24 protein-coding genes and 2 pseudogenes are annotated in these 23059 nt (G+C 65.3%); 16 read left to right on the forward strand and 10 right to left on the reverse strand.

What is annotated here, in order from left to right:
• Nucleotides 1-281 (reverse strand): annotated as a pseudogene (locus ACWEO2_RS39335) (hypothetical protein); the annotation flags it as partial.
• Between ACWEO2_RS39335 and ACWEO2_RS39340 the strand changes: the two are divergent.
• The 6 genes from ACWEO2_RS39340 (at nucleotide 220) to ACWEO2_RS39365 (ending at nucleotide 3514) form a co-directional block, all read left to right on the forward strand.
• On the forward strand, nucleotides 220-627 hold the full coding sequence (locus ACWEO2_RS39340; protein WP_452410059.1) for a DUF6301 family protein: 408 nt from the start codon (nucleotides 220-222) through the stop codon (nucleotides 625-627). The pseudogene ACWEO2_RS39335 and the gene ACWEO2_RS39340 sit on opposite strands and share 62 nt — an antisense overlap.
• A complete protein-coding gene (locus ACWEO2_RS39345) occupies nucleotides 624-1073 on the forward strand; it encodes a TY-Chap domain-containing protein (RefSeq protein ID WP_452410016.1) in 450 nt (149 codons plus the stop codon). Before ACWEO2_RS39340 ends, ACWEO2_RS39345 begins: the two co-directional genes overlap by 4 nt.
• Nucleotides 1074-1107: 34 nt before the next feature.
• Nucleotides 1108-1344 (forward strand): hypothetical protein, encoded by a 237-nt coding sequence (locus ACWEO2_RS39350; RefSeq protein ID WP_452410017.1) that lies wholly within the window; start codon nucleotides 1108-1110, stop codon nucleotides 1342-1344.
• Between the two features lie 637 nt (nucleotides 1345-1981).
• Entirely contained in the window at nucleotides 1982-2542 is a 561-nt protein-coding gene (locus ACWEO2_RS39355) for a DUF6301 family protein (protein WP_452410018.1), read from the forward strand.
• Nucleotides 2511-2993 carry a DUF6301 family protein gene (locus ACWEO2_RS39360; protein ID WP_452410019.1) on the forward strand — a complete coding sequence of 161 codons (483 nt, stop codon included), beginning with the start codon at nucleotides 2511-2513 and terminating at the stop codon, nucleotides 2991-2993. The genes ACWEO2_RS39355 and ACWEO2_RS39360 overlap by 32 nt, the downstream gene beginning before the upstream one ends.
• Nucleotides 2990-3514 carry a TY-Chap domain-containing protein gene (locus ACWEO2_RS39365; protein WP_452410020.1) on the forward strand — a complete coding sequence of 175 codons (525 nt, stop codon included), beginning with the start codon at nucleotides 2990-2992 and terminating at the stop codon, nucleotides 3512-3514. Before ACWEO2_RS39360 ends, ACWEO2_RS39365 begins: the two co-directional genes overlap by 4 nt.
• Nucleotides 3515-3534: 20 nt before the next feature.
• Here ACWEO2_RS39365 and ACWEO2_RS39370 read toward each other — a convergent pair whose 3' ends face one another.
• On the reverse strand, nucleotides 3535-4407 hold the full coding sequence (locus ACWEO2_RS39370; protein WP_452410021.1) for a LysR family transcriptional regulator: 873 nt from the start codon (nucleotides 4405-4407) through the stop codon (nucleotides 3535-3537).
• A gap of 108 nt (nucleotides 4408-4515) precedes the next feature.
• Here ACWEO2_RS39370 and ACWEO2_RS39375 point away from each other — a divergent pair, with 108 nt between their 5' ends.
• Nucleotides 4516-5514 (forward strand): 4,5-dihydroxyphthalate decarboxylase, encoded by a 999-nt coding sequence (locus tag ACWEO2_RS39375; protein ID WP_452410022.1) that lies wholly within the window; start codon nucleotides 4516-4518, stop codon nucleotides 5512-5514.
• 63 nt (nucleotides 5515-5577) lie between these two features.
• On the opposite strand, the gene ACWEO2_RS39380 is transcribed toward ACWEO2_RS39375, so the two are convergent.
• Complete coding sequence (locus ACWEO2_RS39380; protein WP_452410023.1) at nucleotides 5578-6510, reverse strand: LysR family transcriptional regulator; 933 nt, start codon at nucleotides 6508-6510, stop codon at nucleotides 5578-5580.
• A 135-nt stretch (nucleotides 6511-6645) separates the two neighbouring features.
• Here ACWEO2_RS39380 and ACWEO2_RS39385 point away from each other — a divergent pair, with 135 nt between their 5' ends.
• The 3 genes and pseudogenes from ACWEO2_RS39385 (at nucleotide 6646) to ACWEO2_RS39395 (ending at nucleotide 10149) form a co-directional block, all read left to right on the forward strand.
• Nucleotides 6646-7923, forward strand: coding sequence for an MFS transporter (locus tag ACWEO2_RS39385; protein ID WP_452410024.1), 1278 nt, complete (start codon nucleotides 6646-6648; stop codon nucleotides 7921-7923).
• A gap of 130 nt (nucleotides 7924-8053) precedes the next feature.
• Nucleotides 8054-8581, forward strand: a pseudogene (locus ACWEO2_RS39390) (isochorismatase family protein); the annotation flags it as partial.
• A complete protein-coding gene (locus tag ACWEO2_RS39395) occupies nucleotides 8479-10149 on the forward strand; it encodes a cutinase family protein (RefSeq protein WP_452410025.1) in 1671 nt (556 codons plus the stop codon). The pseudogene ACWEO2_RS39390 and the gene ACWEO2_RS39395, both read left to right, overlap by 103 nt.
• Before the next feature lie 393 nt (nucleotides 10150-10542).
• On the opposite strand, the gene ACWEO2_RS39400 is transcribed toward ACWEO2_RS39395, so the two are convergent.
• The 3 genes from ACWEO2_RS39400 to ACWEO2_RS39410 all read right to left on the reverse strand — a co-directional run bounded on the left by ACWEO2_RS39400 (nucleotide 10543) and on the right by ACWEO2_RS39410 (nucleotide 12166).
• Complete coding sequence (locus ACWEO2_RS39400; protein ID WP_452410026.1) at nucleotides 10543-10875, reverse strand: hypothetical protein; 333 nt, start codon at nucleotides 10873-10875, stop codon at nucleotides 10543-10545.
• A 99-nt stretch (nucleotides 10876-10974) separates the two neighbouring features.
• A complete protein-coding gene (locus ACWEO2_RS39405; RefSeq protein ID WP_452410027.1) occupies nucleotides 10975-11103 on the reverse strand; it encodes a hypothetical protein in 129 nt (42 codons plus the stop codon).
• 22 nt (nucleotides 11104-11125) lie between these two features.
• The gene (locus ACWEO2_RS39410; protein WP_452410060.1) at nucleotides 11126-12166 is read right to left on the reverse strand and encodes an alpha/beta hydrolase; all 1041 of its coding nucleotides are present in this window, start codon (nucleotides 12164-12166) and stop codon (nucleotides 11126-11128) included.
• A 276-nt stretch (nucleotides 12167-12442) separates the two neighbouring features.
• Here ACWEO2_RS39410 and ACWEO2_RS39415 point away from each other — a divergent pair, with 276 nt between their 5' ends.
• A complete protein-coding gene (locus tag ACWEO2_RS39415) occupies nucleotides 12443-13342 on the forward strand; it encodes a DMT family transporter (protein ID WP_452410028.1) in 900 nt (299 codons plus the stop codon).
• A 9-nt stretch (nucleotides 13343-13351) separates the two neighbouring features.
• Here the strand turns inward: ACWEO2_RS39415 and ACWEO2_RS39420 are convergent, their stop codons facing one another.
• On the reverse strand, nucleotides 13352-13846 hold the full coding sequence (locus ACWEO2_RS39420; RefSeq protein WP_452410029.1) for a MarR family winged helix-turn-helix transcriptional regulator: 495 nt from the start codon (nucleotides 13844-13846) through the stop codon (nucleotides 13352-13354).
• Nucleotides 13847-13900: 54 nt separating this feature from the next.
• On the opposite strand from ACWEO2_RS39420, the gene ACWEO2_RS39425 reads away from it, so the two are divergent.
• The 4 genes from ACWEO2_RS39425 (at nucleotide 13901) to ACWEO2_RS39440 (ending at nucleotide 17973) form a co-directional block, all read left to right on the forward strand.
• Entirely contained in the window at nucleotides 13901-14494 is a 594-nt protein-coding gene (locus ACWEO2_RS39425; RefSeq protein WP_452410030.1) for a hypothetical protein, read from the forward strand.
• Nucleotides 14495-14501: 7 nt separating this feature from the next.
• Nucleotides 14502-15146 carry a class I SAM-dependent DNA methyltransferase gene (locus ACWEO2_RS39430; protein WP_452410031.1) on the forward strand — a complete coding sequence of 215 codons (645 nt, stop codon included), beginning with the start codon at nucleotides 14502-14504 and terminating at the stop codon, nucleotides 15144-15146.
• A gap of 142 nt (nucleotides 15147-15288) precedes the next feature.
• Nucleotides 15289-16644, forward strand: coding sequence for a WS/DGAT/MGAT family O-acyltransferase (locus ACWEO2_RS39435; protein ID WP_452410032.1), 1356 nt, complete (start codon nucleotides 15289-15291; stop codon nucleotides 16642-16644).
• A 204-nt stretch (nucleotides 16645-16848) separates the two neighbouring features.
• The gene (locus ACWEO2_RS39440; protein WP_452410033.1) at nucleotides 16849-17973 is read left to right on the forward strand and encodes an NAD(P)H-dependent flavin oxidoreductase; all 1125 of its coding nucleotides are present in this window, start codon (nucleotides 16849-16851) and stop codon (nucleotides 17971-17973) included.
• Between the two features lie 316 nt (nucleotides 17974-18289).
• Here the strand turns inward: ACWEO2_RS39440 and ACWEO2_RS39445 are convergent, their stop codons facing one another.
• Nucleotides 18290-19240 carry an oxidoreductase gene (locus ACWEO2_RS39445; RefSeq protein ID WP_452410034.1) on the reverse strand — a complete coding sequence of 317 codons (951 nt, stop codon included), beginning with the start codon at nucleotides 19238-19240 and terminating at the stop codon, nucleotides 18290-18292.
• Between the two features lie 466 nt (nucleotides 19241-19706).
• The gene (locus ACWEO2_RS39450) at nucleotides 19707-20486 is read right to left on the reverse strand and encodes a GntR family transcriptional regulator (protein WP_452410035.1); all 780 of its coding nucleotides are present in this window, start codon (nucleotides 20484-20486) and stop codon (nucleotides 19707-19709) included.
• Between the two features lie 109 nt (nucleotides 20487-20595).
• Here ACWEO2_RS39450 and ACWEO2_RS39455 point away from each other — a divergent pair, with 109 nt between their 5' ends.
• Complete coding sequence (locus ACWEO2_RS39455; RefSeq protein WP_452410036.1) at nucleotides 20596-22080, forward strand: ABC1 kinase family protein; 1485 nt, start codon at nucleotides 20596-20598, stop codon at nucleotides 22078-22080.
• Nucleotides 22081-22379: 299 nt separating this feature from the next.
• On the opposite strand, the gene ACWEO2_RS39460 is transcribed toward ACWEO2_RS39455, so the two are convergent.
• The gene (locus ACWEO2_RS39460) at nucleotides 22380-22979 is read right to left on the reverse strand and encodes a DUF459 domain-containing protein (RefSeq protein WP_452410037.1); all 600 of its coding nucleotides are present in this window, start codon (nucleotides 22977-22979) and stop codon (nucleotides 22380-22382) included.
• Between the last annotated feature and the right edge of the window lie 80 nt (nucleotides 22980-23059).

The raw sequence follows: 23059 nt of genomic DNA on the forward strand, positions 1-23059 counted from the left end.
CCGCAGGCCTGGACGGCGATTCGGATCTGCCCTGGGCCTGGGGCGGGAGTCTCGGTCTCGTCGAGCCGCACGACGTCGAGTGGGGAGCCGTATTCAATCCAGATGCTCAACCGGGCCTCTGCCTTACCCATGACGGGATGGCGTGCGCTGACCGATGACGAGATAGTCGAATTGGCTACCGGCTTGCGGTCGTTGGACTGGTCGTGGCAGCTGCGGGATGTGCCTGCGATAGCGGCAAGGTTCGACTGGAAGGTGTTGATGACCCGAGGGGATTGGGTCATGCTCGACTGCGGTTTCGGGCTGAGCAGCGGTTCGGTAAACGGCCGCGACGGGGTAGCCGAGTACATCAAGTTGATGGTGACCGACGCCGCGAGCGAGGACGCGAGCGGCCGAGCAATGGTGCATGATGCGTTCGTCAGGATGAACGAGGCCATAACCGGCGCCCTCGGCGAACCAACCTCCCGTATGCCGGGGGAAGCCGCAGAAATCCGTTGGGCTTTCCCGGCAACAACATTGCGCCTGAACAATCTGAATCTCGCACATACTGTCCAGCTGACGTATCAGACGAACGCCTCGCTGGCGGCTCTCGACAGATCCATCGAATTCGAACGGCAGGGCCTGACATGATGGATTGGACGGAATTCACCGAGCGACTGGCCGAGCAGTTGGCTGTACTGCCCGCAGGCGCGATCGTAAAGATCGTAGAGGCGGGGCTCCCTCCGGGCCACCGGCGGTTCGCGCAGTTCGCGCAGACCGATAGCGAGCTACTGGCCGAATTGGTAGGCGATGAGTTCCTCGATCCCTCCGCACGGCCCGACGAAACAGGACACCGCTTGATCACCGAGACAGGCTGGCAGGAACCCGATTCCGACCACGGCCCCTACTGGTGGATCGAACTGCCATGGCCGGTCACTTCAGCCATCTACCGCCAGTTGGCGGCAATGGTGGTGACCGGACTCCGTGACGCATTCCGAATCACCGCCCCGGGGTCCTTGACCTACACCGCATGGAACAAGAACGCGGACGAACGCGACCTCCACCTGCCACTGCTCGGGCTGGCACGTCAGGATTGATCGGTTGTCATCCGAGCTTCGGGACAAGGAGGCCATGACATTGGCACTGTACGCAGAAATCGAGAAAATTGAGGAAGACGAGGAACGAGTTCGCTACCGGTACACCGATATTCAGGGCAGTCAGTACACGTTGGTCCTGAACAAGGCCACATTGGTAATCGCGTCGGAGGACAGCGCCGACGATATGCTCTATCGGGCCGTCGCGAGAAAGATCGCAACGGCGTGGCTGGACAGCGGCACATCGCCCGATCGCCTCGTAGTGCAGTCGTGAAGGCAACGTCGGGAGGCCTCGAATGAAACTGATGCGGCGGTTTCGCCTGGTCACAACTGGTCGGCTCGATCAAGCCCAACTGGAGGAACTTCGGGCGGTCATCGGGCTTGCCCCCTCGGGTGCTGCGAACGATGCAGTGGGCAGCGAATTGGGGTGCCGAGTCCGGAACCACCCGCGATATCCGTCAATTCGTGCATCCACCATCACGCTGCTGCGCACCGGCGCCGATGAATGGTCCATCATCGTTGATGCCCTCCCCTTTTTCGATATCTCGACATCGATCGGGCTGGTCGAAGTCGGCTGCCGCGCAGCAGGACTGACTGTCATCGGTCGGCATCTGTCAGCCGACGCAACGGTAAGCGACACTGCGCCCAGCGCTGCCTCATTGGAGGAGGCACGCAAAATTCTGGAAGAATCCAGGACACGAATGTGGGATTCGACCCTCACATTCGGCACACCACCCCCCGAAACACCGCGAGCCCGTATCACTTCCGAAGACGACCTGACGTTCGATTATGCGGCGGCCACCGAATTACTGTCGACGGGCCACGCAGTCCGCCCCGCGTCGAAACCCCTCTTCGTCGCCGACCACATACCCGTCGCCCAGCCCACGCCGCGACCAACCGGATGGCACGCATTGTCCGACAACGAGATCGTCGATCTCGCCGAGAAACTGCGCACCCTGGTCTGGTCATGGCGAATGGACGATCTGCTGCGCTTGGTGATCGTATTCGGTTGGCAAGAACCCCAGATCCACTCGACGGACCGGGTCCAATTCGCCGCCGCACTCGGCCCGGACACCGTCGACATCATCGGCTTCGATGGCGACGCGGTACGCGTCGAAGTTACCGTCAGCACCCAGGCAGCTGATACGCCGGACAGCCGCGACAACACAGTGGCGGCTTATGCCCGAATGGCGAACGTATTGACCGAATCCCTCGGCGAGCCGACCGCTCACCTCAACGACAGGGTTTCCGAAATCCGCTGGGCCGGTCCTCGAACAACCCTGCGGCTGATCGATTTCCACCACACGGTTCGGCTACAGCTGGTAACCAACGACTGGCTCAGCGCCTCGACCAAGAAGATTGACAACGCCCGTCAACCAGCGAGCTGGGATTGGCGGATCAGGCCAGGTCGCGTGAAGGCGACTTACGATAGGGCGGGTTATGACGAGGTGGCGAGCGCTGGACGACACTGAGATTGTCGCGTTGGCGCTTCGATTGCGGTCGCTGCATTGGTCGTGGCGTTTGGCTGACGTACCGAAACTGGCCGCAGAATTCGGATGGCATGTCGAGCGGATCGGCCCCCATTCGGTAAGCGTTGACGTTGGATTCGGGCTGGATAGCGGTGGAGTCGACGGCTGGGACGGACAAGCCCACCACATCGTGCAGTCGGTGACCGACAGCGACTCCGATGAGGCCGACAGCGTGTGGGATGCATTCGTGCGGATGACGCATGCGCTTACTGGTGCCCTCGGTGCACCAACCACACAGATCCCGGGTGAATACCCCCAGGTGCGGTGGGCCGGGCCGCAGCAGACGCTCATGCTGAGAGCGCTTCCGAACGTGGTGAACCTGGAGCTGGTGCCCAACGAGCAGTTGGCTCTCGATGACGAGGGAGACGTGCTTGCCGAGGCAGAACGGTCATGATCGGCTGGGACGAGTTCACCGATAGGTTGGCCGACCAGTTAGCCGTGTTGCCTGCTGGTGCGGTTGTGTCCATCAGGGAGCGTGTACCGAACCCGGATCGGCGCCGATATGCGCAGTTCTATCAGACCGATACCGAGCTGTGCGCCGAACTACCCGGCCCCGGCATGCTCGACCCCCAGGTGCGAGCCGATGCCGCGGGCCTTCAGCACATCACCGACCTGGGCTGGCAGCCGCCTGCCGGGCGCGACAGCTACAACTGGTCATACAACGTATCGTGGCCCGCACCACGGGCCGGCTATCACAGGCTGGCGACGATGATCACCTCCGGTCTGCGGGATGCGTTCGCAATCGCAACACCGGCGCAGTTGACATATAAGGCGTGGAACGAGAACGAGGGCAACGCCGACCTCGCCCTTCCCCTCCTGGGACTGGAACCGACCCCCAACGAGGCGGCATTGGCGACAGATCGAGAGCGGGCGGCGAGCGTGATCGCTTTGACCAGCAGGCCCTTACGCCGCTGATGGTGCCCAGGATGTCGCGCTCAGACGCCGCCTTCGTCGCGGGAACTGTAGCTGCGCTCGGCGATCTGGACGAAGCTGCGGATCAGCGGGTTGTGAGCGGTTTTCAGCCACGCGACGACGAGATGGCTCGGCGGGCGAGCGGAGAATGGGACGGTGACCAGGCCGGAGGGCAGCGGCTGGTCGATCGGGGCGAGCGCCGACGTTCCGTTCCATATGACCGCTTGCAGGCATTCCTGGATCGTCCGCATCGCCGGTGCTGCGTCGTCGTGCGCGCCGCAGGTCCAGTAGGCGGTCCATGCCGGGTCTGCGCCGGATGGCAACCGGACCCATCGGCGGCCGGCCAGGTCGACCGGCGACACCGAAGTGCGATGGGCGAGCGGGTCGTCGTCACGCATCACGACGCCGACAGGTACCGAGCGCAGGATGCGCATGCTGATTCCGTTGTCGTCGAAGGGGGTTCGAGTGAGCGCCACGTCGACGAGCCCGGCGTGCAGCCCGACGGTCGGTTCACCGAGATCGGCTTCGTGAACGCGAACATCGACGTGCGGATGGCGTGCCCGGAACAACGCCACCAGCCGACCGTCGACGTGCGCTGCGGTATCCGCCAGTGTCCCGATGGTGAGCGTCGCCGACCCCGCGCTGGCGGTCACCCGGTCGCGGATCCGGTCGGCTCGCTTCAGCAGCGCACTCGCCTCGTCGTACATCGTTGCTCCGGCCGGAGTCAGGACGACGCCCTTCGGGGTGCGCTCGAGCAGGATGACGCCGAATTCGTCCTCCAGCTCCCGGATGGCCCGGCTCAGCGGCGGCTGCGTCATGTGTAGGCGGTTCGCCGCCCGGCCGATATTGCGCTCCTCCGCCACCGCTACGAAGTACCGGAGCAAACGAAGGTCCACCGCAACACGATACCTACGCGGTATGGCGGATGCGGAGATGGTCTTGGACAGCCGGCCCGGTCACGGAGAACTGTTGAAAGCGTAGAGCCGACAAGGAGATCCACGCTCATGACCAACCGCACTCTCACCATCGGATGCTTCCGATACGACACCACCCGGGCGCTTTTCGACGAGAGCGCCAGTGTGGACGGCAGCGCTGTCACAATGGAAACCGCGGCCACCCTGCCGGAGATCTTCGAACGGCTGATCCGCGGAAACGAGTTCGACATCGCCGAACTCGGGCTCACGTTCTACCTGCGCCTGCTCGAAACAGGATTGCCGTACGTGGCGCTGCCGATCTTCCCGAACCGGGTGTTCCGGCACTCGTGCATCTTCGTCAACACCCACAGTGGCATCACCCACCCTGCCGCTCTGACCGGACGGACCATCGGGGAATTCGGCACCTACGGCCAGGACTCCGGCGTGTGGGCCAAAGGGATCCTCACCGACGAGTACGGATTCGAGCCCGAACAGAACCGCTGGGTGATCGGCGGCCTCGAATCTCCCGCACCCCCTTTTGATTTCATCCCGCACCCGCACCCGGCCGATCTCGAGGTGACCGCCACACCCGAGGGAACGACACTGAGCGCCATGCTGGATGCGGGCGAAATCGACGCCCTGTTCTCGGCGAATGTTCCACAGTGCGTGCTCGACGGATCTCCGAACGTCGCCCGGCTGTTCCCCGACTTCGAGCCACTGGAACGCGACTATCACCGGCGAACCGCGATCTTCCCGATCATGCACACCATCGTCGTGCGCAGGGATCTGCTGCATGCGCGCCCCGGCCTCGCGCAGGACGTCTACCGGGTCTTCTGCCAGGCGAAAGACGCTGCCGCTGAATACTATCGCCGCAACCGCAGACTGTACGAGGTCCAAACCATGGTGCCGTGGATGAACGCACTGATCGAACGCAACGGCGAACAGTTCGGCGACAACTGGTGGCCCTACGGCATCGCAGCCAACCGCACCGCCCTCGACACCTACCTGCGCTACCACTTCGAACAAGGCTTGTCGTCTCGACGGTGGAGGATCGAGGACGTCTTCGCCCCGGAGTTGCTCGACAGCTGAGAGTTCTCCCGGTCATGTGGCATCGAATGCAAAGCAGCTTTCCTGCTCCAGGTGGCCTGGGTCTTAGCGTGCCCAGTCCGGTGTCCATATGTCATCGCTGGATGTCGTTCGGTATCTGGTCTGGAGGTAGTCGAGGAAGTTTGCGAGGACGGGGTGGGAATTGTCTGCTCGCCAGATCACCGAGAGTGGGTAGACGGGGGTCGGGTCGACAACGGGGATTCGGCGCAGGTCGTAGCTTTCCGGCCAGAGGTATCGGGAGCCTTCGCCGGCGAAGGTGGCGAGTTGGGTCGAGTCGGCGAGTTCGGCGAGGAGCGCTTCGATGCCGAACATCGGGCCGATCGTGTCGATGGTGAGTCCGAACGCGGTCGCGAGATCGCTGTAGTAGCCGATCGGCTCCGGATCGGACATGCCCGGCATCCAGATGGGGTGGTCGGTCAGTTCGGCCAGCGTCACGGATTTCGCGTTCGCCAATGGGTGCTTCGGGCCGACCAGGAGTTCGTGTCGGTCGTCGATGACACGCGATGAGCGGAGTCCGGTCGGGACTTTGCGGGCGGAGTCGCGTAGGGATCTGAAGGTGGCGTCGAGGGTACCGGCGCTGATCTCGGCGAGCGCCGCTGTGGCGTCGGCGTTGGGCAGGGCGACGACATCGAGCTCGATATCGGGGTGCTGCTGGTAGAAGGCGTGCAGGACATTGGACGGTGCGATCCTGCGGCTGACCACGTCGATCCGCAGCGCCCTGCGCCCCGGTGTCACGGCCGCGATGGCGCGTTCGGCGGCACGGAGCACTTCGCGGGCATGGGATAGCAGTGCTTGTCCGTCGACGGTGAGCCGGACGCCCCTGGCGGTCCGCGCGAAGAGCTGTACGCCCAGCTCTCGCTCCAGGCTCGCTACTCGTTTCGAGGCCCCCTGCTGGGTGATGCGCAAATCGTCGGCAGCGGCTTGGAACTGGCCCGTCTCGGCAACAGCGACGAAGGTGCGAACCGCATCGAGATCCATGGGGGAGAACCTAATCGCACAACGATGAGTTGTGGCACGCCGCTCGATCTGTTGTTGGTGTCGGCGTCCTGCAACCGGCTTCAATCCCCGTGGCAACAGAGCGTTGTCCCATGAGGTGTGAAGCGGAGTGAGCGAGTGCCGAATATCGGGCGGAGGACGAGACTGGGCCGGGCGTTCGGATGGTTGTGGGCCGCCTACGCGGTCAGCGCCTACGGAACCGGGCTCGGGTTCGGGGCATTCTCGGTCGTTGCCATTACGGTTCTGAACGCGAGCGCGGCAGAAGTGGCGGCCTTGTCGTCGTCCGGGCTGGCGCTCGGGGCGCTGCTGGCGGTCCCGCTCGGGCCGTGGATGGAGTTCCGCGCCAAGCGGCCGGTCATGATCGCCATGGACGTGATCCGCTTCGCGGCATTGGCATCGGTACCGCTCGCCTACTGGCTCGGTGTGTTGTCGTTTGCGCAGCTCTTGCTGGTCTCCATGGTCGCCGCGACAGCGAAGATCGCGTTCACGGCCGCCAGCGGCGCCTACCTCAAGACCATCGTCCCCGCCGACGGACTGCTGGTGGCCACCAGTCGTTTCGAGTCGACCACCTGGTCGGCCACGGTCATCGGACCACCCTTGGGTGGCGCCGCAATCGGGCTCTTGGGTCCGGTGACCACCGTTGTCATCGATGCGGTGAGCTACCTCCTCTCAGCGCTCGGCATCACCGCGATCACCGAACCCGAGCAGCCGCCGAAGCCGCAGCACACGCGAACACGCCGGTGGAGCGATATCGCCGAGGGGTGGCGCTACATCCTCACCCACGACACGCTGCGTCGATTCTTCTTCAACACCATGCTGGTCAACGGGCTGATCATGGCCACGGAGCCGCTGTTATCGGTGCTGATGCTGTCCCACTTGGGATTCCCGGTCTGGGAGTACGGGCTCGCGTTCGCCGTACCGTGCATCGGTGGCCTGATCGGGTCACGACTCGCCCGCCGCATCGCTGCCCGCCTCGGCGAACAGACGGTGCTGCGCGTCTTCGGCGCGCTACGCGCCTGCTGGCCCCTCGGGCTGGCGTTCATCCGGCCCGGCCTCGCTGGGCTCGTGATCGTGATGGTCACCGAACTCGGCCTGATCATCTGCGCCAGCATTTTCAACGCCGTCTTCGCCGCCCACCGGTTGAACACCACCGCCACCGACCGCCACGCCCGGGTACTCACCGCCTGGTCGATCACCACCAGCACCAGCATCGCCGCAATCACCGTGCTGTGGGGCCTGCTCGCACAACTCACCAGCCCGCGCACAGCAATTGCGCTGGCCGGGATTCTGCTCCTCGCCACACCTTTCCTGCTGCCGCGCCATGTCGAGACCTCCGAACCGGCCAGCGCGATTCCGACTCACGAAGAGCCGGTCTCCTCCAGTGACAGGGCATGACCACGAAACGATCTACGACCAGCGGATCCGGGTCATCAAGTGGGCATGATCGATACCGGACAGATCGAACTGATTCGTATGGAACAGCCGTCCGCCGAACTACCGCCGCCTGTGAGATCGACTCGAATCGTGGCTGCGGGAACGCGGCGTCGACACCATCGCAGTCGTCGGGTACCTGACCCATCACTGCAATAACGCGCTGATCACGCACGCGCACCACGCCGGATTCGCCACCGAACATCTCAGCGACGCGACCGGCACCGTACCGCTGACGAATGCCGCTGGTCAGGCCACCGCGGCGGAGATCCACCGCGTCCTCAATGTCGTGATGCACTCCCAGTTCGCCGCCGTCAGCACCACCGATCAGTGGATCGATAGTCGTCGGCAACGCAACCGCAACACCGATCGGAAATCTGTTCGATTCCTACAACAGTTCTTTCGCCTCGGCGGCGCCGCGGTAACGAATACGTCCCGGTCACCGACACACCTCGTGACATATGGCCTGTCGGGGGGCCTGTCCGCCCATTTGTCGGATTTTGGATTGGGGAACTGGACATGGCTCTTCGGGAGTTCATCGCGCGCCATCGGCTGGCTTCGGCCGTTGTCGCGCCCGCCACGCTCGGGGTGGTGGCGATCGTCGCCGCCTCCTGGGCGCTGACATCGACGTCGCAAACCGTGGATACACAGCTCAGGGCCTCGGTGACGGAGTGCCACGACATGGTGACCATTTCGGTGGCCGGACGCCGTGACACTCCGGTCGAAGGCACCACGAAGCTGCTGGTCGGCGCCAATGGCGAGGAATTGCCCGCCGCGCTGTCGGATGACTATCACAGTCAGTGGGTCGACCCCGTCGTCAACGCACCCGCCGATAATGTCGATCCCGGCTCATATGCCGCGGTATACATCGCGTATCCGGCGAATATGGCCACCTACGAGGACGCCGTCAATGCCGGTGTCGCGAATACCGAACAGGTGATGCGGGAGATCAGCCAGGCCTGCCCGGACACCAAGTTCTCCATCGTCGGCTACAGCGAGGGCGCCGATGTCGTGCGCCGCGTCGCCATGACGGTCGGACATCAGACGCCCGACCAGAACGGTGGCTACGCAGTCGTCGATCCGGCCGATGTCGTCGGTGTCGTCATCCTTGCCGATGCCGGACGCTCGGCGGGCGACGGGCCGTTCCCGGGTGCGAAGGATCCGTACAGCAATCCCGACGGCTTCGACCAGAAGTATCAGAGCGGCACCAAAGCGGTTGCCGGTCAGGGTGCATTGCCCGGCACCAGCGGCGACTTCGGGGCGCTGAACGGCAAGATCGCGTCGTTCTGCTCCGATGGCGATCTCACCTGCTCGGCACCGCAGAATATTTCGCTGCTGCAGTTGGTGGTCAATGTGGGTCGCCAGTTGAATGTCGACGCACTCGAACGTGATGGGCTCACCCCGGCGACCGGGCAGGACGTCGCGGTTGTCCTCGGCCGGATCGCGCTGGCGGCCTTCGCCGATATTCAGTCGCAGCCGAACTGGATGCAGAGCAACGAAACCTTCCTCCAGGTGCTGCTGCGGGTTTCCGATCCCGAGTACAAGCCGGGTCAGACGCCCAAGCCCACCACGCAAGCGACGGCGATCGCGACCAACGACATGTCGCCACTGGCCTATCTGCCGCAGAAGGTGTTCAACGAGATCGTCGGTCTCATCGTGACGAACCAGAACACCATCCCCGTGATCATGAGCGACCCGTACCAGCTCACACTCGGGCCGAACGCGACCGGTCACCACTTCGACTACTGGCGCGACGCCGCCGACGGCAAGCCGCTGACCTCCGCCGAGTACGCGGCCGCCTGGCTCACCCATCTGGCGCAGCAGGCGCAGGCGGGTAAGACGGTCGATACCAGCGCAAAGCCGACGCCAGCGGATCTCGCCGCCGCATACCAGGCGGCGACCTCCACGACCAAGACCAGCGAACCGACCAAGACCACGACCACGTCGCCGACGACCACGACCAGCACCTCGCCCGCGAAGTCCCCCGCGGCCAGCGCACAGCCGACGACCACGACACCGCCCACCACCACGACGTCGAGTGCGCCGACCACCCCGCAGGTGACGACAACACCACCGGCTCCGACCTCGGTCACCACCCCCGCCCAGACGACAAAGCCGACCACCACCGAACCGACCACCACGACCACGACCACGCAATCCGCGACACCGACCACCACCGCTACGCGCTAGCAGTCACCGCAGGTTTTCGATACGGGCCGTGGAGTTCGGCTCGGGTGGCCCGTCTCGCTCGCCAGAAGACTGGCGAGCGGGCCGCCTATCCGATCCGGATGACGCTCTTGCCTCGGTGATATCGAAGCGGACCGAACCAGCGATGGCGAATGTCGCTGCGGCGCAGCGGGTTTCAGCGGTCAAAGGGATCGGATGGACGGCGTTCGGCTCGGTTGGCCCGTCTCGCTCGCCAGAAGACTGGCGAGCGGGCCGCCTATCCGATCCGGACGACGCTCTTGCCTCGGTACTGCCGTCGCTGAGATTCGCGGCGGCGGTACCGAGGGCGGATTTGCCGCGGTGATATCGATGCGGACCGAACCGTCGATGTCGAATGTCGCTGCGCTGCAGCGGGTTTCAGCGGCCGAGGGATCGGATGGCTCGGTTGAGGTCCGCGTGGAGGCCGTCGACGGCGGCGCGGGCGTCGGCGATGGCCTCGCGGCGGGCGGCGAGAGCGGTTGGGGTGTAGTTCTTCGCCGCGGCCTTGCGCTCCAGTTCGGTGGCGGATCGGTCGAGTCGGCGGTGGGCCGCGGTGACGCGATCAGCAGCCGCGGTGAGGGCGGGGACGACCTTATCGGTGCGGCCCGCGACAGTGCTGAGATCGCCGCCGGATACGCCGAGGCCCGCGCGGACCGCTCGGACCGGCAGTACCAGTTGACGGTGCAGGATTTCGGCGGTGTTGGTTTCCATGTCGAACCTCTCGGTGATCGTTGCTTGCCGCGTCCTTCGTGGCATGGGCGCAACAGTGCCGACCGCCGCTGACACCGCGCTGACACCGCGGCCGATTCGCTAACTGCGCAGGCGGTCGACCACGGGGAGGCCCAGGTCGGTGCGGAGGTTCTCGACGCGGGCGGCGATATCGCCACGAATGGGGCGGACCTCGTCCTCCAGCCCGTCGAATGCCCGCCGAGCGAACATTCCGTTAACCGGCTCGAACCAACTACGGAGCGGAGTACAGTCCCTGCGCCAGAACCGGCCATGAGGTGTGCAGATCCTCCTGCCAGTAGCCCCAGGAATGGGTGCCGCTGTCCCGGTAGACGAAGGTGGCGGGGATCCCGAGCTGGTCGAGCCGGTTCTGCAGATTGTGCGTCGACCAGTTGACCCCGGCCTCGATCGCCGCGCCGACCGCGACCGTCTGCGCATTGTCCTCGGGCTTCTCCAGCCGGAATTTACCGCCCGGCTGGTCGTAGACACCGGGTATGCCATTTCCGGTGGAAACGAAAAGGTTTGGTCCGCGCAGCTTTTCGGCATTGCGGATGGGATCGTTCGCGGCCCAGAGCGGACTATCGGACGGACCCCACATATTTCGCGTATCGCCACCGCCGTAGGTCTCCACGGTCACTTTGACCATGCGCTGACCGATCGGGTCACTGGTCTGGGCGATCCCGCTGTAGACCGCGACGCTGCGGTAGAGGCCGGGCTTGGCGATTTGGAAATTGAGCACCGAGGTGCCCGCCATCGACAGTCCCGCAATGGCATTGACACCATTGGTGCCGAGCGCGGTATCGATCAGCGGCGGCAGTTCCTCGGTGAAAAAGGTCACCCATTTATTGGTGCCGAGCACCGGATCCGGCGCGATCCAATCCGCGTAGAAGCTCCAGTGCCCGCCGATGACATTGACCACATTGACGTTCTTGTCCGACAGGAACTCCATTGCGTCGGTATTGCGCTTCCACGTCGCATCGTCCTGTCCGCCGCCAGCACCGTTCAGCAGATAGAGCGTCGGGCGCGGCACCGAGGTGTCGGTCGGTCGCAGCACATCGACCGGGATCGTCGAATTCATTGCGGCGGAATGGATGTAGAGCCGAACGTTGCGGGCGTCCTTGGCCTCGACCTTCTCGATGAACGAACCATCGGGCGACTGCACCGATGACGGCAGCACAATGGCGGGCTGCGTCGATCCCGTTCCGGAGCCCGTATTCGGCTCCGCATGCGCGGGAATCGCACCGAGACCGAGCAATACCGCAATCGCCGCCAGCATTACGCGTTTCGTTGGACGGTTCAACACCCATTCCTTCGTTCGGGCCCGGACCCGAATACCCATCGGCCCGGCCAGTTGATCGAGAACCGGACCGGCCTCGTTACGACAACCTGTCGTCGGACGGCCGAAACTGGTGCGCGGCTGGCTGATTGAATCCGATGCCGCGGGCTGCCGTCGAGCCCCCGATTCCACTGGCTCGACCAGCAAAACTTGCCCTCGAATCATGGGATGAACCCATATATGCTCCGGTGCGAGAAAACGATCGGAGGTGCCACGATGACCAGGCGTGGCTGGGTGCTGTTCTTGGCAATGGGCGTCATCTGGGGCGTGCCCTACGCGATGATCCGGATCGCCGTCGAGGATTTCGACCCGATCGCGGTGGCCTTCGGCCGGACCTTCCTCGGCGCGCTGATCCTGCTGCCGATTGCGCTCTACACCAAGGCGCTGGCACCGGTATTCCGCCGCTGGCGTCCGCTGCTGCTGTACACCCTGGTCGAGATCACCGGCCCGTGGCTGCTCATCGGCTTCGCCGAGACCACATTGAACAGTTCGACGGTCGGCCTGCTGATCGCCGCGGTACCGCTGATCGCGGTGGTCATCGTGACCAAACTCGGGCACGACCGCTTCGACGCGCGCCGCACCGTCGGCCTGATCGTCGGCTTCGCCGGGGTGGCGGCGCTGGTCGGCTTCGATATCGACCTGACCCAGCCCGCAGCCATCGGCGCGATCGGGCTGACCACCATCGGATATGCCGTCGGCCCGATCATTATCAATCGCGCACTCGCCGACCTGCCGCCGCTCGGCGTGGTCACCGGATCACTGATCCTCGCGGCGGTGATCTACGCACCGTTCGCGGCATGGCGCTGGCCGGCACACTTCACCGCCGATGCGTCGTGGTCGGTGCTCGGCCTCGCCGTCATCTGCACGGCCGCGGCGTTCCTGGTCTTCTTCGCGCTGATCAGCGAGGTCGGCCCGGCCCGCGCCACCGTCATCACCTATATCAATCCGGCAGTCGCCATCCTGCTCGGGGTGACCCTGCTGGACGAACCGCTGACCATCGGCATGGGCATCGGCTTCCCGCTGGTCATTCTCGGCTCGATACTCGGCACCGCGCGCGCCCGCGCCGCCGAACAGCCGGTTTCGACGCCGGTGCCGCAATCGCCGAGTCAGGTGTGAGTCCCGCGCTCATTCGGCGCGCATCACCTCGGTCGCGCCCGCACTGAAGGTCAGACCCGCACCGCCGATGATCTTCATCAGCACATCGCGCAGCCGAACCACTTCGGCCGCACCGATTATCGCGTCGAGATGCGCGTCGAATCGCTCGACCACATCGAGTCCGGCCGCCAGCACGGACCGGCCAAGCGGAGTCAGGCGCACCAGCCGTGCGCGCCGATCCGTCGGGTCGGGAGCCACCTCGACATAACCGCGCGATTCCAGGTGCCGCACGAGTTCGCCCATCGCCTGTTTGGTCATGCCCGCCCGCGCGGCCAGGTCGATCAGCCGGGTGCCCTCGGGATCGATTACCTGGAATACCGGCGTGTGCGCGGCGCGCAGGTCGGTGAATCCGGCCGCGGCCAAACCCGCATCCATTTCGGCCGCAAGCGTTCTCGCCGCGGCGCTGAGCAGATTCCCGAGCGGCGGCGGCCGATCGGCCAGCGGATTAGTCAGGCTCTTGACCATTCTTCGACTCCTTCGTACCTTTAGTCAGGAACCTTACTACTTTGGATGGTGCACATGACTGGACAGGCTGTCGTCGGGCTCTCGGCACTGGCCCTGGTGATCGAATCCGGCTGGCTGATGTTCCCGGACGGATCCGTTGGATCGATCACCGCGGTCGTTCTAGTGAGCGTCGCGGTGCTGACCGTGAGCGCGGCCCGATTCGTGGCCATCGATACCGCCGTGCGAATTTTGTTGGGCGCCTTGTTCGCCGGATCGGTCGCGGACCGGTTCGGACTACTCGGCGCGCCGGGCACGAAAGACGTTTCCTGGGGCAGCTATTCGGCGTTCGTCGACTACACCAGAACCTTGGTACCCCAGGCGTTGGACTGGTCCGTACCAACCCTGGCCGCAGTCGCGACGGCGCTGGAAACCCTGATCGCCATCGGTCTGATCCTCGGCATCGCGGCGAAATCCACCGCACGCCTCGCAACCGCGGTGCTGATCGCCTTCGCGGCGGCGATGTGGACATCGGTGGGTTTCGATGAAATGTCTTCCTACGGTGTGCTCGTCGTCGCGGGCGGCACCGCGATACTCGGCACCTGCGATACCGCGCTGCGACTCGACCAACTGCTGCGCCGTCTGCCGTCGCGGCGCCCCGCGGTGGAATGATGGCCGGATGGCACGCACCGATTACGCCGATGTGGCGCAGACCCGCACCGCCTACGACGACCTCGCGGACCAATACGCCGAGTTCGTCATCGGGCACCTCGAGTCCCAGCCGTTCGACCGCGCCATGCTCGGCGTATTCGCGGAACTGGTGCGGGCCAACGGTTCTGGTCGGGTCGCCGACCTCGGATGTGGCGAGGGCCGACTGACCGCGCACCTGGCGGGGCTCGGACTGGATATCTTCGGCATCGACCTGTCACCGCGGCTGATCGCACTGGCGCGAGCGCGACATCCGGAACTGACCTTCGGCGAGGGTGCGCTCGAACACCTCGACCTCGCCGACGGTACCCTCGCGGGCGTCCTCGCGTGGTACTCGTTCATCCATCTACCACCCGAACGGATTCCCGCGGTGTTGACGGAGTTCCATCGGGTACTCGAAAACGGAGGGCACGCGCTGCTCGGCTTCCAAGCCGCCGCTGTCGAGGATGTGGAACCGTACGACCACAAGGTGATTCGCTCCTACCGCTGGTCGCCCGATCGGCTCGCCGCACTGGCCGACCAGGCCGGTTTCACGGCGACCGCCCGGCTGGTACGGGAACCGGATCCCGGCGAGCGGGGTCGCCAGGGCTACTTGCTGCTGGTCAAGGATCACTGATTCGGCGGACGCCGATCCGGACCTTTCAGTAAGGTTGAGGCCACCGCGCAGGGGACTGGCTGCGCGAGCCCTTCCGACATCGTGGTCGATACCGCTTGTTCGAGACCTCCACACCACACCGTCGTCAGGGGGCGACTCACCAATGGAGCTCATTTCTCCGATCGATGCCGTATTTCTGCTGGCCGAATCCCGCGAGCACCCAATGCATGTCGGTTCACTGCAGCTGTTCGAGACGCCGGAAGACGCCGGGCCCGACTACGCCCAGATAATTCACGAGAAGTTGTTGGCGGACACCGAATTCCACCCCACCTTCCGCAAACGACCGGCGAGTTGGCTCGGCGCACCGCAGCTGGCGTGGACGCAGGCCGAAGACATCGAACTCGCCTATCATCTGCGCCGGTCGGCGCTGCCGAGTCCGGGGCGCTTCGACCAATTGCTCGAGCTGGCCTCCGAGCTGCACAGCGCCCTGCTCGACCGGCACCGCCCGCTGTGGGAGATCCACCTGGTGGAGGGGCTGAGCGACGACCGCTTCGCCATCTACTCGAAGATGCACCACGCGCTGATCGACGGTGTCGCCGCGCAGCGGCTGTTGCAGCGCACACTCACCGACGACCCCGCGGCGAACGAAATGCGCGTGCCGTGGAATCTGCCTCGTTCGCGGCGCGCGCCCGAACCGTCCGGATCCCGGTTCGGCGGGATCGCGCGAAATCTCTTGTCGGCGGCCAATTCCGCTCCGGCCGCACTGCGGGCGGCCCGCGCCGCGCTGCTGCAACAGCAGCTGACCATGCCGTTCGATGCGCCGCGCTCGATGTTCAATGTGCCGATCGGCGGCGCCCGGCGCTGCGCGGTGCGGTCCTGGCCGCTGGAACGCGTCAAACAGGTCAAGAAGGCCACCGGCACCACCGTCAATGATGTGGTGCTCACGATGTCGGCCGGTGCGCTGCGCGAGTACCTGATCGAACAGCATGCGCTGCCCGACAAGCCATTGATCGCCATGGTCCCGATCTCGCTGCGGTCCGATGACGATACCGCCGAGACCAGCGGCGTGAAGGTCGGCGCGATCCTGTGCAACCTCGGCACCGATATCGCCGATCCGATCGAACGGCTGCGCGTGGTGAGCGAATCGATGCGCCGCAGCAAAGAGATCTACAACTCGCTCTCGCCGATACAGACGATGGCACTGTCCGGTCTGATGCTCAGCCCGCTGGCCCTGACCTTCCTTCCGGGCATGCTGTCGCTGGCCAATCCGCCGTTCAATATCGTCATCTCCAATGTCCCCGGCCCCAAGGATCCGCAGTACTGGAACGGCGCCCGCCTCGACGCCTCCTACCCGATGTCGATCCCGTTCGACGGACAGGCCGTGAACATCACCCTCACCACCAATGGCGACAACCTGGACTTCGGACTCGTCGGCTGCCGCCGCAGCGTGCCGCGCCTGCGCAGCCTGTTGGACCACCTGGAGAACTCGCTCACCGACCTGGAACAGGCGGCCGTCTGAAACGGCTATCCCTAAAGAAACTAGAACGTGTTACATTCGATTTCAGGCGCCCGCGCCTGCCGACGAAGCCGTCATCGCGTCATGGCGATATCTGCGGTAGGCGGTCGAATCGGCGGCGCGGGCCAGCGACCAAATATGTAACCCGTTCCAGCACTCCTCGGCCGGTCGCTCCGGCTGCGGGGCGAGTAGGGAGACCAGCACGCCATGCGTACCGAAATCTGCGACCGGCTGGGGATCGAATTCCCCATTTTCGCCTTCACCCATTGCCGCGATGTGGCGGCCGCGGTCAGCAATGCCGGTGGTCTCGGCGTGCTCGGTGCGGTCGGCTTCACCGCCGAACAACTGGAGGTCGAACTCGCGTGGCTCGATGAGCATGTGCACGGCGTCTACGGTGTCGACCTCGTCATTCCGTCCAAATACGAGGGCAAGGGCATCGACGATCTGACCCCGGAACAGTTGGAAGCCAAACTGGCGGAACTGGTTCCGCAGGGCCACCGGGATTTCGCCGAGAAGATCCTCAATGACCACAATGTGCCGCACCTGCCCGAAGAGGAGCACCACAACCAGCTGCTCGGCTGGACCGCGACGACCGTCGCACCGCAGATCGAGGTGATCCTGCGCCATCCCAAGGCCAAGCTGGTCGCCAATGCCCTTGGCACCCCGCCGGACGATGTGATCAAGCAGATCCAGGATTCCGGGCGCCTCATCGGCGCGCTCTGCGGGTCGGTCAAGCACGCGCTCAACCACAAGCGGGCCGGGCTGGACTTCGTGGTCATGCAGGGCACCGAAGGCGGCGGCCACTGCGGTGAGATCTCCTCGCTGGTGCTCTGGCCGCAGGTGATCGATGCGATCGGCGATATGCCAGCGCTGGCCGCCGGTGGTGTCGGCAATGGCCGTCAGGTCGCCGCGGCCATGGCAATGGGCGCGGCGGGCGCGTGGACCGGCTCGCTGTGGCTGACCGTCGAGGAGGCGAATGTGCCGCCCGCGCAGATGCAGACCTATATCGATGCCTCCAGCCACGACACCGTGCGGTCGCGATCCTGGACCGGCAAGCCGTGCCGCATGCTCAAGAACGACTGGACCGAGGCCTGGGAGGCGGCGGAGACTCCGGACCCGCTGCCCATGCCGCTGCAGATGATGGTTGCCCTGGACGGCGTCAAGCGCGGACACCGCTACCCGGAAGCGGCCAAGGACGTGAACTTCAACCCGGTCGGCCAGGTCGTCGGCATGATGAACAAGGTGGAGCGCTCCGCCGATGTGATCGCGCGGCTGATCAACGAGTACGTGGAAGCGTGTGACCGCCTGAACAAGCTCAATAGCGAGCTCTAGCAGTCGGATCGGTGCCGTCGCCCCGGCACGCAAGCTGGGGCGACGTACCACCCTCGCCGAAAGGCAATGAGTTTCGATTCATAACGCCGCCCCTATTGCCGCATCCGATCCTGCGGATTCCGCCACCGCTGCGGCAGCACCCCGGGCCGAATCCGATGGGCGCGCAGGTGCAGCCCAGCGATGACATGGCTTGCCGCATCCTGCGGATTCCACGACCGCTGCGGCAGCACCCCGGGCCGAACCCGATGGACGCGCAGGTGCAGCCCAGCGATCGCATGGCGTCCGCCTCCCGCCCGAGCTTCGGGGCGATGGGTGATCAGGTCGCCGAGAAGTCATATCGCACGCCGGTGAGCTGTTCACTGAGCCGCCACAGCCTGCGCGCGGTCCAGCGGCTGTGGGCCATGGGATTGCGCGGAGCCCGCCGTGGATATCCCGCCAGTTCGAATCCCGGTCCCACATAGGAGTTTCCGTGCAGATCCGGCACCGTCGCGGCGTATAGCTGCGGCAGCGCGCCCATCCGGTCGGACTGGGCGATCGCGAACAGGATCGTCTGCGGGATCGCCGCCAAGAGGCCGCCCACCCCCTTCTCACCGTTGCGGGCGTAGAGATGGGTCGCCGATAGACCCGGATGTGCGGCAACGGCGTGCAGGGCGGTCCCGGCCGCCCGGGCCCGGCGATCGAGTTCGGCGGTGAAGAGCAGATTGGCCAGTTTGGACTGGCAGTATGCGGGCCAGCGCAGGTAGAGCCGCTCCCAGTTGGGATCGAGCCAGTTGATCGCGCCACCCCATGCGGCCACCGAGGATACGGTCACCACCCGCGGCCGTTCGGCGCGCAGGAGTGCGGGCAGGATGGCGCCGGTGAAGGCGAAGTGCCCGAGGTGGTTGGTGCCGAATTGGGCATCGAACCCGTCGGCGGTGCGCGAGCGCGGCACCGCCATGATGCCCGCATTATTGATCAGCAGATCGACCCGGTCGATGGTGTCGTTTATCTTTGCCGCGGCCTGTCGGACCGAAGCCAGATCGGCCAGATCCAGCGGCAGCACTTCGGGTTTCGGCCCGGCGGCGATCGCGGTGACGGCATCCAGCGCGGCGCTCGCCTTCACTTGGTTTCGGCAGGCCAGCAGCACATGTGCGCCCTTGGCCGCCAATGCCTCGGCGGTACGCAGGCCGAGACCGCTGTTCGCGCCGGTGACCAGCACGATCCTTCCGGACTGATCCGCGATATCGGCAATGGTCCAGCGGCGCGGCAGGATCGGTATGGATGTCACAGAGCGCTCCCGGTCACTCGCGGAAAGGGCATCGGTTCGCAGCCTAAGCCGCCTCGTCGTTGTGCGCAGTGCACCTCGCCGATGCCTTCCGCGGCAACCGGCGCATCCTCGGATTCGGTGACACGCTCCCGTCAATGGGTGCCCAACAGTTCGGCGAGCATCGTATCGGCGCCCGGTTGTTCACCGAGTCAGTGATCTCACCACATGGCACGCCCGTCATGATGGCGCGCCTGGTCGCGATGCCCCGGCGCGCCATCCTGCCCAGCGGCAAGCTGGCGAGCTTCCCCGAGCATGCCCTACTGCCATCGCATTCCCCTGCCCGCGCGCCATCTACCTTAAAATGTCTCAGACAGCTAACAGCTCAGGTGATCTTGCCCAGCTGCCGCGACACTGCACCCCTCGGGCGGCATCGAGCGCAGTTGGGCCAGCAATGGCTCAGACAGTGGAATCGGAGGAGCCGGGGCGATCAGGCCGTCGCCGCGTGCGCCGCATCCTCATGGCCGTCGGCCGCGGTGTCGAGCAGCTCCTCGAAGCGGGCGATCACCTTCTCGTGATACAGCCCGAACAGATCCTCGAACAGCGCGAGCTGCGCATCGGACGGACCGGAACCGGAGTCCCATACCGCGACCAGCGCACGCCATACCAATACATGCAGATCGGCAGCGCCCGCGAAGAAGGCCTCGACGGCCTCGGGTACGTCGAGCACCATCTCGCCGATGGAGTTCACGATCGCACGCTGCATGCTCAGTCCGAGTGCGGTGAGCAGGCGGCGGACCAGTCCGACCTCGATGGCCAGAATCTGGCGGAAGTCGGGAACCTCCTGTCGGGCAAGCGATTCCAGTTGATCGATCTCGGCCTTGAGTTCGGCCGGGTCGATCTCCTGTTCGCTGCCGGTGTAGGCGAGCAGCGCCTCCATGACGATGCCGCGCTCCACCTCGACGATGTCGCGGAACATCTCGATGGCCACATCCGGCATCGGAATCGAGAAACGGAAGAGGTGCCGATACACATCGATGCCGCCCGCCTCACGGACATCACGGATGGTGAACCCCTTGCCGCGTCGCGCCTCGACGAATCCATACGATTCCAGCCGACCGAGGGTCAGCTGTGCGGTCGCGCGGTTCATATCGAACTCCTCTGCGACCTGCCGGACCGACGGCATCAAATCCCCTGGCTGATACTCCCCCGCGGCAACCCGGCGTGCCAGCTCATCGGCAACGTCGGCGACTACCGTCTGGGATCCCATCGAGATGCCACCTTTCGACTCGGTTCCGAATACGTCCCAGACAGTCTAAGCCCTCCTGTGCGAGACTGCACCTGAGTAACACTGGTCAGCGTGCGGTGTGAGGTGAGTCATGACCATTCAGCGTGGCAGCGGTCGGCCGACCGAGAGTTCGACCACTAGACGCGCACGCCTGTTCGCGGCGAATCCCCACGGCAAACCCCCAGTTCGCACGGCAGTTCGCAATGCCAAACTGGCGGCGATTCCGGTCGCCTTCGCGGGTCGGCAGGCCGCGGGCATCGGCAAGCGCGCGATGGGCAGATCGGCCGATGAGGTCGATCGCGAAATTCAAATGCGTACCGCCCAGCACATTTTCGAGGTACTCGGCGAGCTGAAGGGCTGCGCGACGAAACTCGGTCAGCTGCTCGCCATTTACGAACTCGCACTGCCGCGGGAACTCGCCGAGCCGTACAAGATCGCGCTGAGCCAATTGCAGGATTCCGCGCCCGTGATGCTGCCGCGCTCGGTGCACGCGGCGATGGCCGCCAGTATGGGGGAGAACTGGCGTTGGCACTTCCGGGAATTCGACGATCGACGCGCGGCCGCGGCATCGCTGGGGCAGGTGCACCGCGCGGTCTGGCGCGACGGCACACCCGTCGCGGTGAAGGTGATGTATCCCGGCGGTAAGCAGGCGGTCGCGAACGATCTGGACCAGCTGCGCCGCATGTCCACGCTGGCAACGGTTTTCGTGCCCGGTGCCGACGTCAAGGGAGTGACCGAGGCGATCTGCGCCGGCGTGCTCGACGAACTCGACTACGCCGCCGAGGCCGACCATCAGCGGGCCTTCGCGGCGGCCTATGCCGACGATCCGGATTTCTATATTCCGCGCGTGGTCGAGCAGCGCGGCGATGTGCTCATCACCGAATGGCTCGACGGCACACCGCTGCCGCGCATTGTCGCCGCAGGTACGCGTGCCGAACGTGATCGGGCGGGCATGCAGCTGGTCCGGTTCATGGCCTCCAGCTGGATCCGCAGCGGTCTGCTCTACGGCGATCCGCATCCGGGCAATTTCCGGGTGCTGCCGGACGGGCGACTCGGCATCGTCGACTTCGGGGCATGTACGCCGTGGCCCGCCGAGGGTTTCGAGGAGTGGGCGTTCGACTATTGCGATGCGTTGTTCAACGGCGGGCCAACGGATCTGGAGGCGGCGGCCCGACGGCACGGCTTCTGCGAACCGGGTCGCACACTTGATGCCGAGGACCTGTTCAACATGATGGTGCCGTGCATCGAACCCTTCCAGCACCCGACCTACCGGTTCACCACGCGCTGGCTGCGCAAACAGGTATTGCGCGTGACGAACCCGCGGCTGTCCAACGCGCTGCGGCAGGCGACCATGCCCGCGCACTACACACCGTTCGCGCGCTCGATGCTCACGTTGGTCGGCGCGATCGGCCAGTTGGAGACCGAGGGCTCGTTCCGCGACGAGGTCGGCCGCTGGCATCCGACGCTGCACGAATTGGTCACTCGACCCGCCGAGGAGGGGGCGGCACCGGTCGACTTGGCGGTGGCGCGGCGCAAGCGAGCCGAGCAGGCCGCGCGACATATATCGGTCGGCTGATCCATAACGACGCCCTGACCTGCCCGGACACGCTTCCCAGCAACCTGAGATATGCCGTCTCAGACAGTTAGGTCGTCACTTCTGTAGATGATCATCCGGACGACGAGCGGCCTTGGGCTCAGAGACGACGAGCAGCCATGGGCTCAGATCAGCGCGTCGGCCACTCTCGCCGGTGCGGACCAATGAGTGCGGCCAGCTCGTCGTAACCGGCCGCACCCGAATGTGCGCCGCCACCCGCACTCACGTCGCGCATCCACACCGCGCTGTCGCGCATCCGGACGACGCAGCCATGGCTCAGATCAGCACGCCAACCACTCTCGCCAGCTCGGACCGATGAGTGCGGCCAGCTCGTCGTATCCGGCCCCACCTGGATGCGCACCGTCACCCGCGCGCACCTCACGCATCCACACCGCGCTGTCGCGCAATGGCTGATGGACGGGGACGTAGGGGACTGCGGCGGCCGTACAGATGGCGGCGAAGCGTTCGTCGAGCCCGGCGGTCCTGGCATTGTGCTCGGCGTCATCGATGGGCGGCGGCGCGACCATCAGGACCGGCAGCCCGTATTCGGCCGCCTGCGCGAGCAGTTGGGTCAGGTTGGCCGCCGATCGTTCGGGTGCCACGCGAGGTTGTCCATCGAGCAGCGTGGCGTCGTTGACGCCGAACGAGACGACCAGGCGGGCATTGGATCCGTCGGGCAAGCGGGGCGTGCATTCGGCCTGCCAGCGGTCCAGGATCTCGGTCGAGGTCTGCCTGCGCACGCCGAGGTTGTACGCGGTGAGCGGCTGCCCGGTCGCATAGGTCTCGGCCGCCAGGCGGCCGACCCAGCCCAGGCACTGCGGATCGCCGACACCCGCGACGAAGGAATCACCGATGAAGCACACGCGAAGGTCGTTCCACACCCGGCGATCTTCGCAATCGCCGAACACCGCCTGGGACCAGGTCCGGCTATCGCCCGCCTAGGCGTGGCTGGCGGTGGTAC

The organism is Nocardia sp. NPDC004278 (assembly GCF_053602975.1).

Bases quoted from the DNA above. Each gene is read 5' to 3' on its own strand.
- ACWEO2_RS39345 (WP_452410016.1), top strand. From the start codon at position 624: ATGATGGATTGGACGGAATTCACCGAGCGACTGGCCGAGCAGTTGGCT.
- ACWEO2_RS39350 (WP_452410017.1), top strand. From the start codon at position 1,108: ATGACATTGGCACTGTACGCAGAAATCGAGAAAATTGAGGAAGACGAG.
- ACWEO2_RS39360 (WP_452410019.1), top strand. From the start codon at position 2,511: ATGACGAGGTGGCGAGCGCTGGACGACACTGAGATTGTCGCGTTGGCG.
- ACWEO2_RS39365 (WP_452410020.1), top strand. From the start codon at position 2,990: ATGATCGGCTGGGACGAGTTCACCGATAGGTTGGCCGACCAGTTAGCC.
- ACWEO2_RS39375 (WP_452410022.1), top strand. From the start codon at position 4,516: ATGACCAACCGCACTCTCACCATCGGATGCTTCCGATACGACACCACC.
- ACWEO2_RS39380 (WP_452410023.1), bottom strand. From the start codon at position 6,510: ATGGATCTCGATGCGGTTCGCACCTTCGTCGCTGTTGCCGAGACGGGC.
- ACWEO2_RS39395 (WP_452410025.1), top strand. From the start codon at position 8,479: ATGGCTCTTCGGGAGTTCATCGCGCGCCATCGGCTGGCTTCGGCCGTT.
- ACWEO2_RS39400 (WP_452410026.1), bottom strand. From the start codon at position 10,875: ATGGAAACCAACACCGCCGAAATCCTGCACCGTCAACTGGTACTGCCG.
- ACWEO2_RS39405 (WP_452410027.1), bottom strand. From the start codon at position 11,103: ATGTTCGCTCGGCGGGCATTCGACGGGCTGGAGGACGAGGTCCGCCCC.
- ACWEO2_RS39410 (WP_452410060.1), bottom strand. From the start codon at position 12,166: ATGCTGGCGGCGATTGCGGTATTGCTCGGTCTCGGTGCGATTCCCGCG.
- ACWEO2_RS39415 (WP_452410028.1), top strand. From the start codon at position 12,443: ATGACCAGGCGTGGCTGGGTGCTGTTCTTGGCAATGGGCGTCATCTGG.
- ACWEO2_RS39420 (WP_452410029.1), bottom strand. From the start codon at position 13,846: ATGGTCAAGAGCCTGACTAATCCGCTGGCCGATCGGCCGCCGCCGCTC.
- ACWEO2_RS39425 (WP_452410030.1), top strand. From the start codon at position 13,901: ATGACTGGACAGGCTGTCGTCGGGCTCTCGGCACTGGCCCTGGTGATC.
- ACWEO2_RS39430 (WP_452410031.1), top strand. From the start codon at position 14,502: ATGGCACGCACCGATTACGCCGATGTGGCGCAGACCCGCACCGCCTAC.
- ACWEO2_RS39435 (WP_452410032.1), top strand. From the start codon at position 15,289: ATGGAGCTCATTTCTCCGATCGATGCCGTATTTCTGCTGGCCGAATCC.
- ACWEO2_RS39440 (WP_452410033.1), top strand. From the start codon at position 16,849: ATGCGTACCGAAATCTGCGACCGGCTGGGGATCGAATTCCCCATTTTC.
- ACWEO2_RS39450 (WP_452410035.1), bottom strand. From the start codon at position 20,486: ATGGGATCCCAGACGGTAGTCGCCGACGTTGCCGATGAGCTGGCACGC.
- ACWEO2_RS39455 (WP_452410036.1), top strand. From the start codon at position 20,596: ATGACCATTCAGCGTGGCAGCGGTCGGCCGACCGAGAGTTCGACCACT.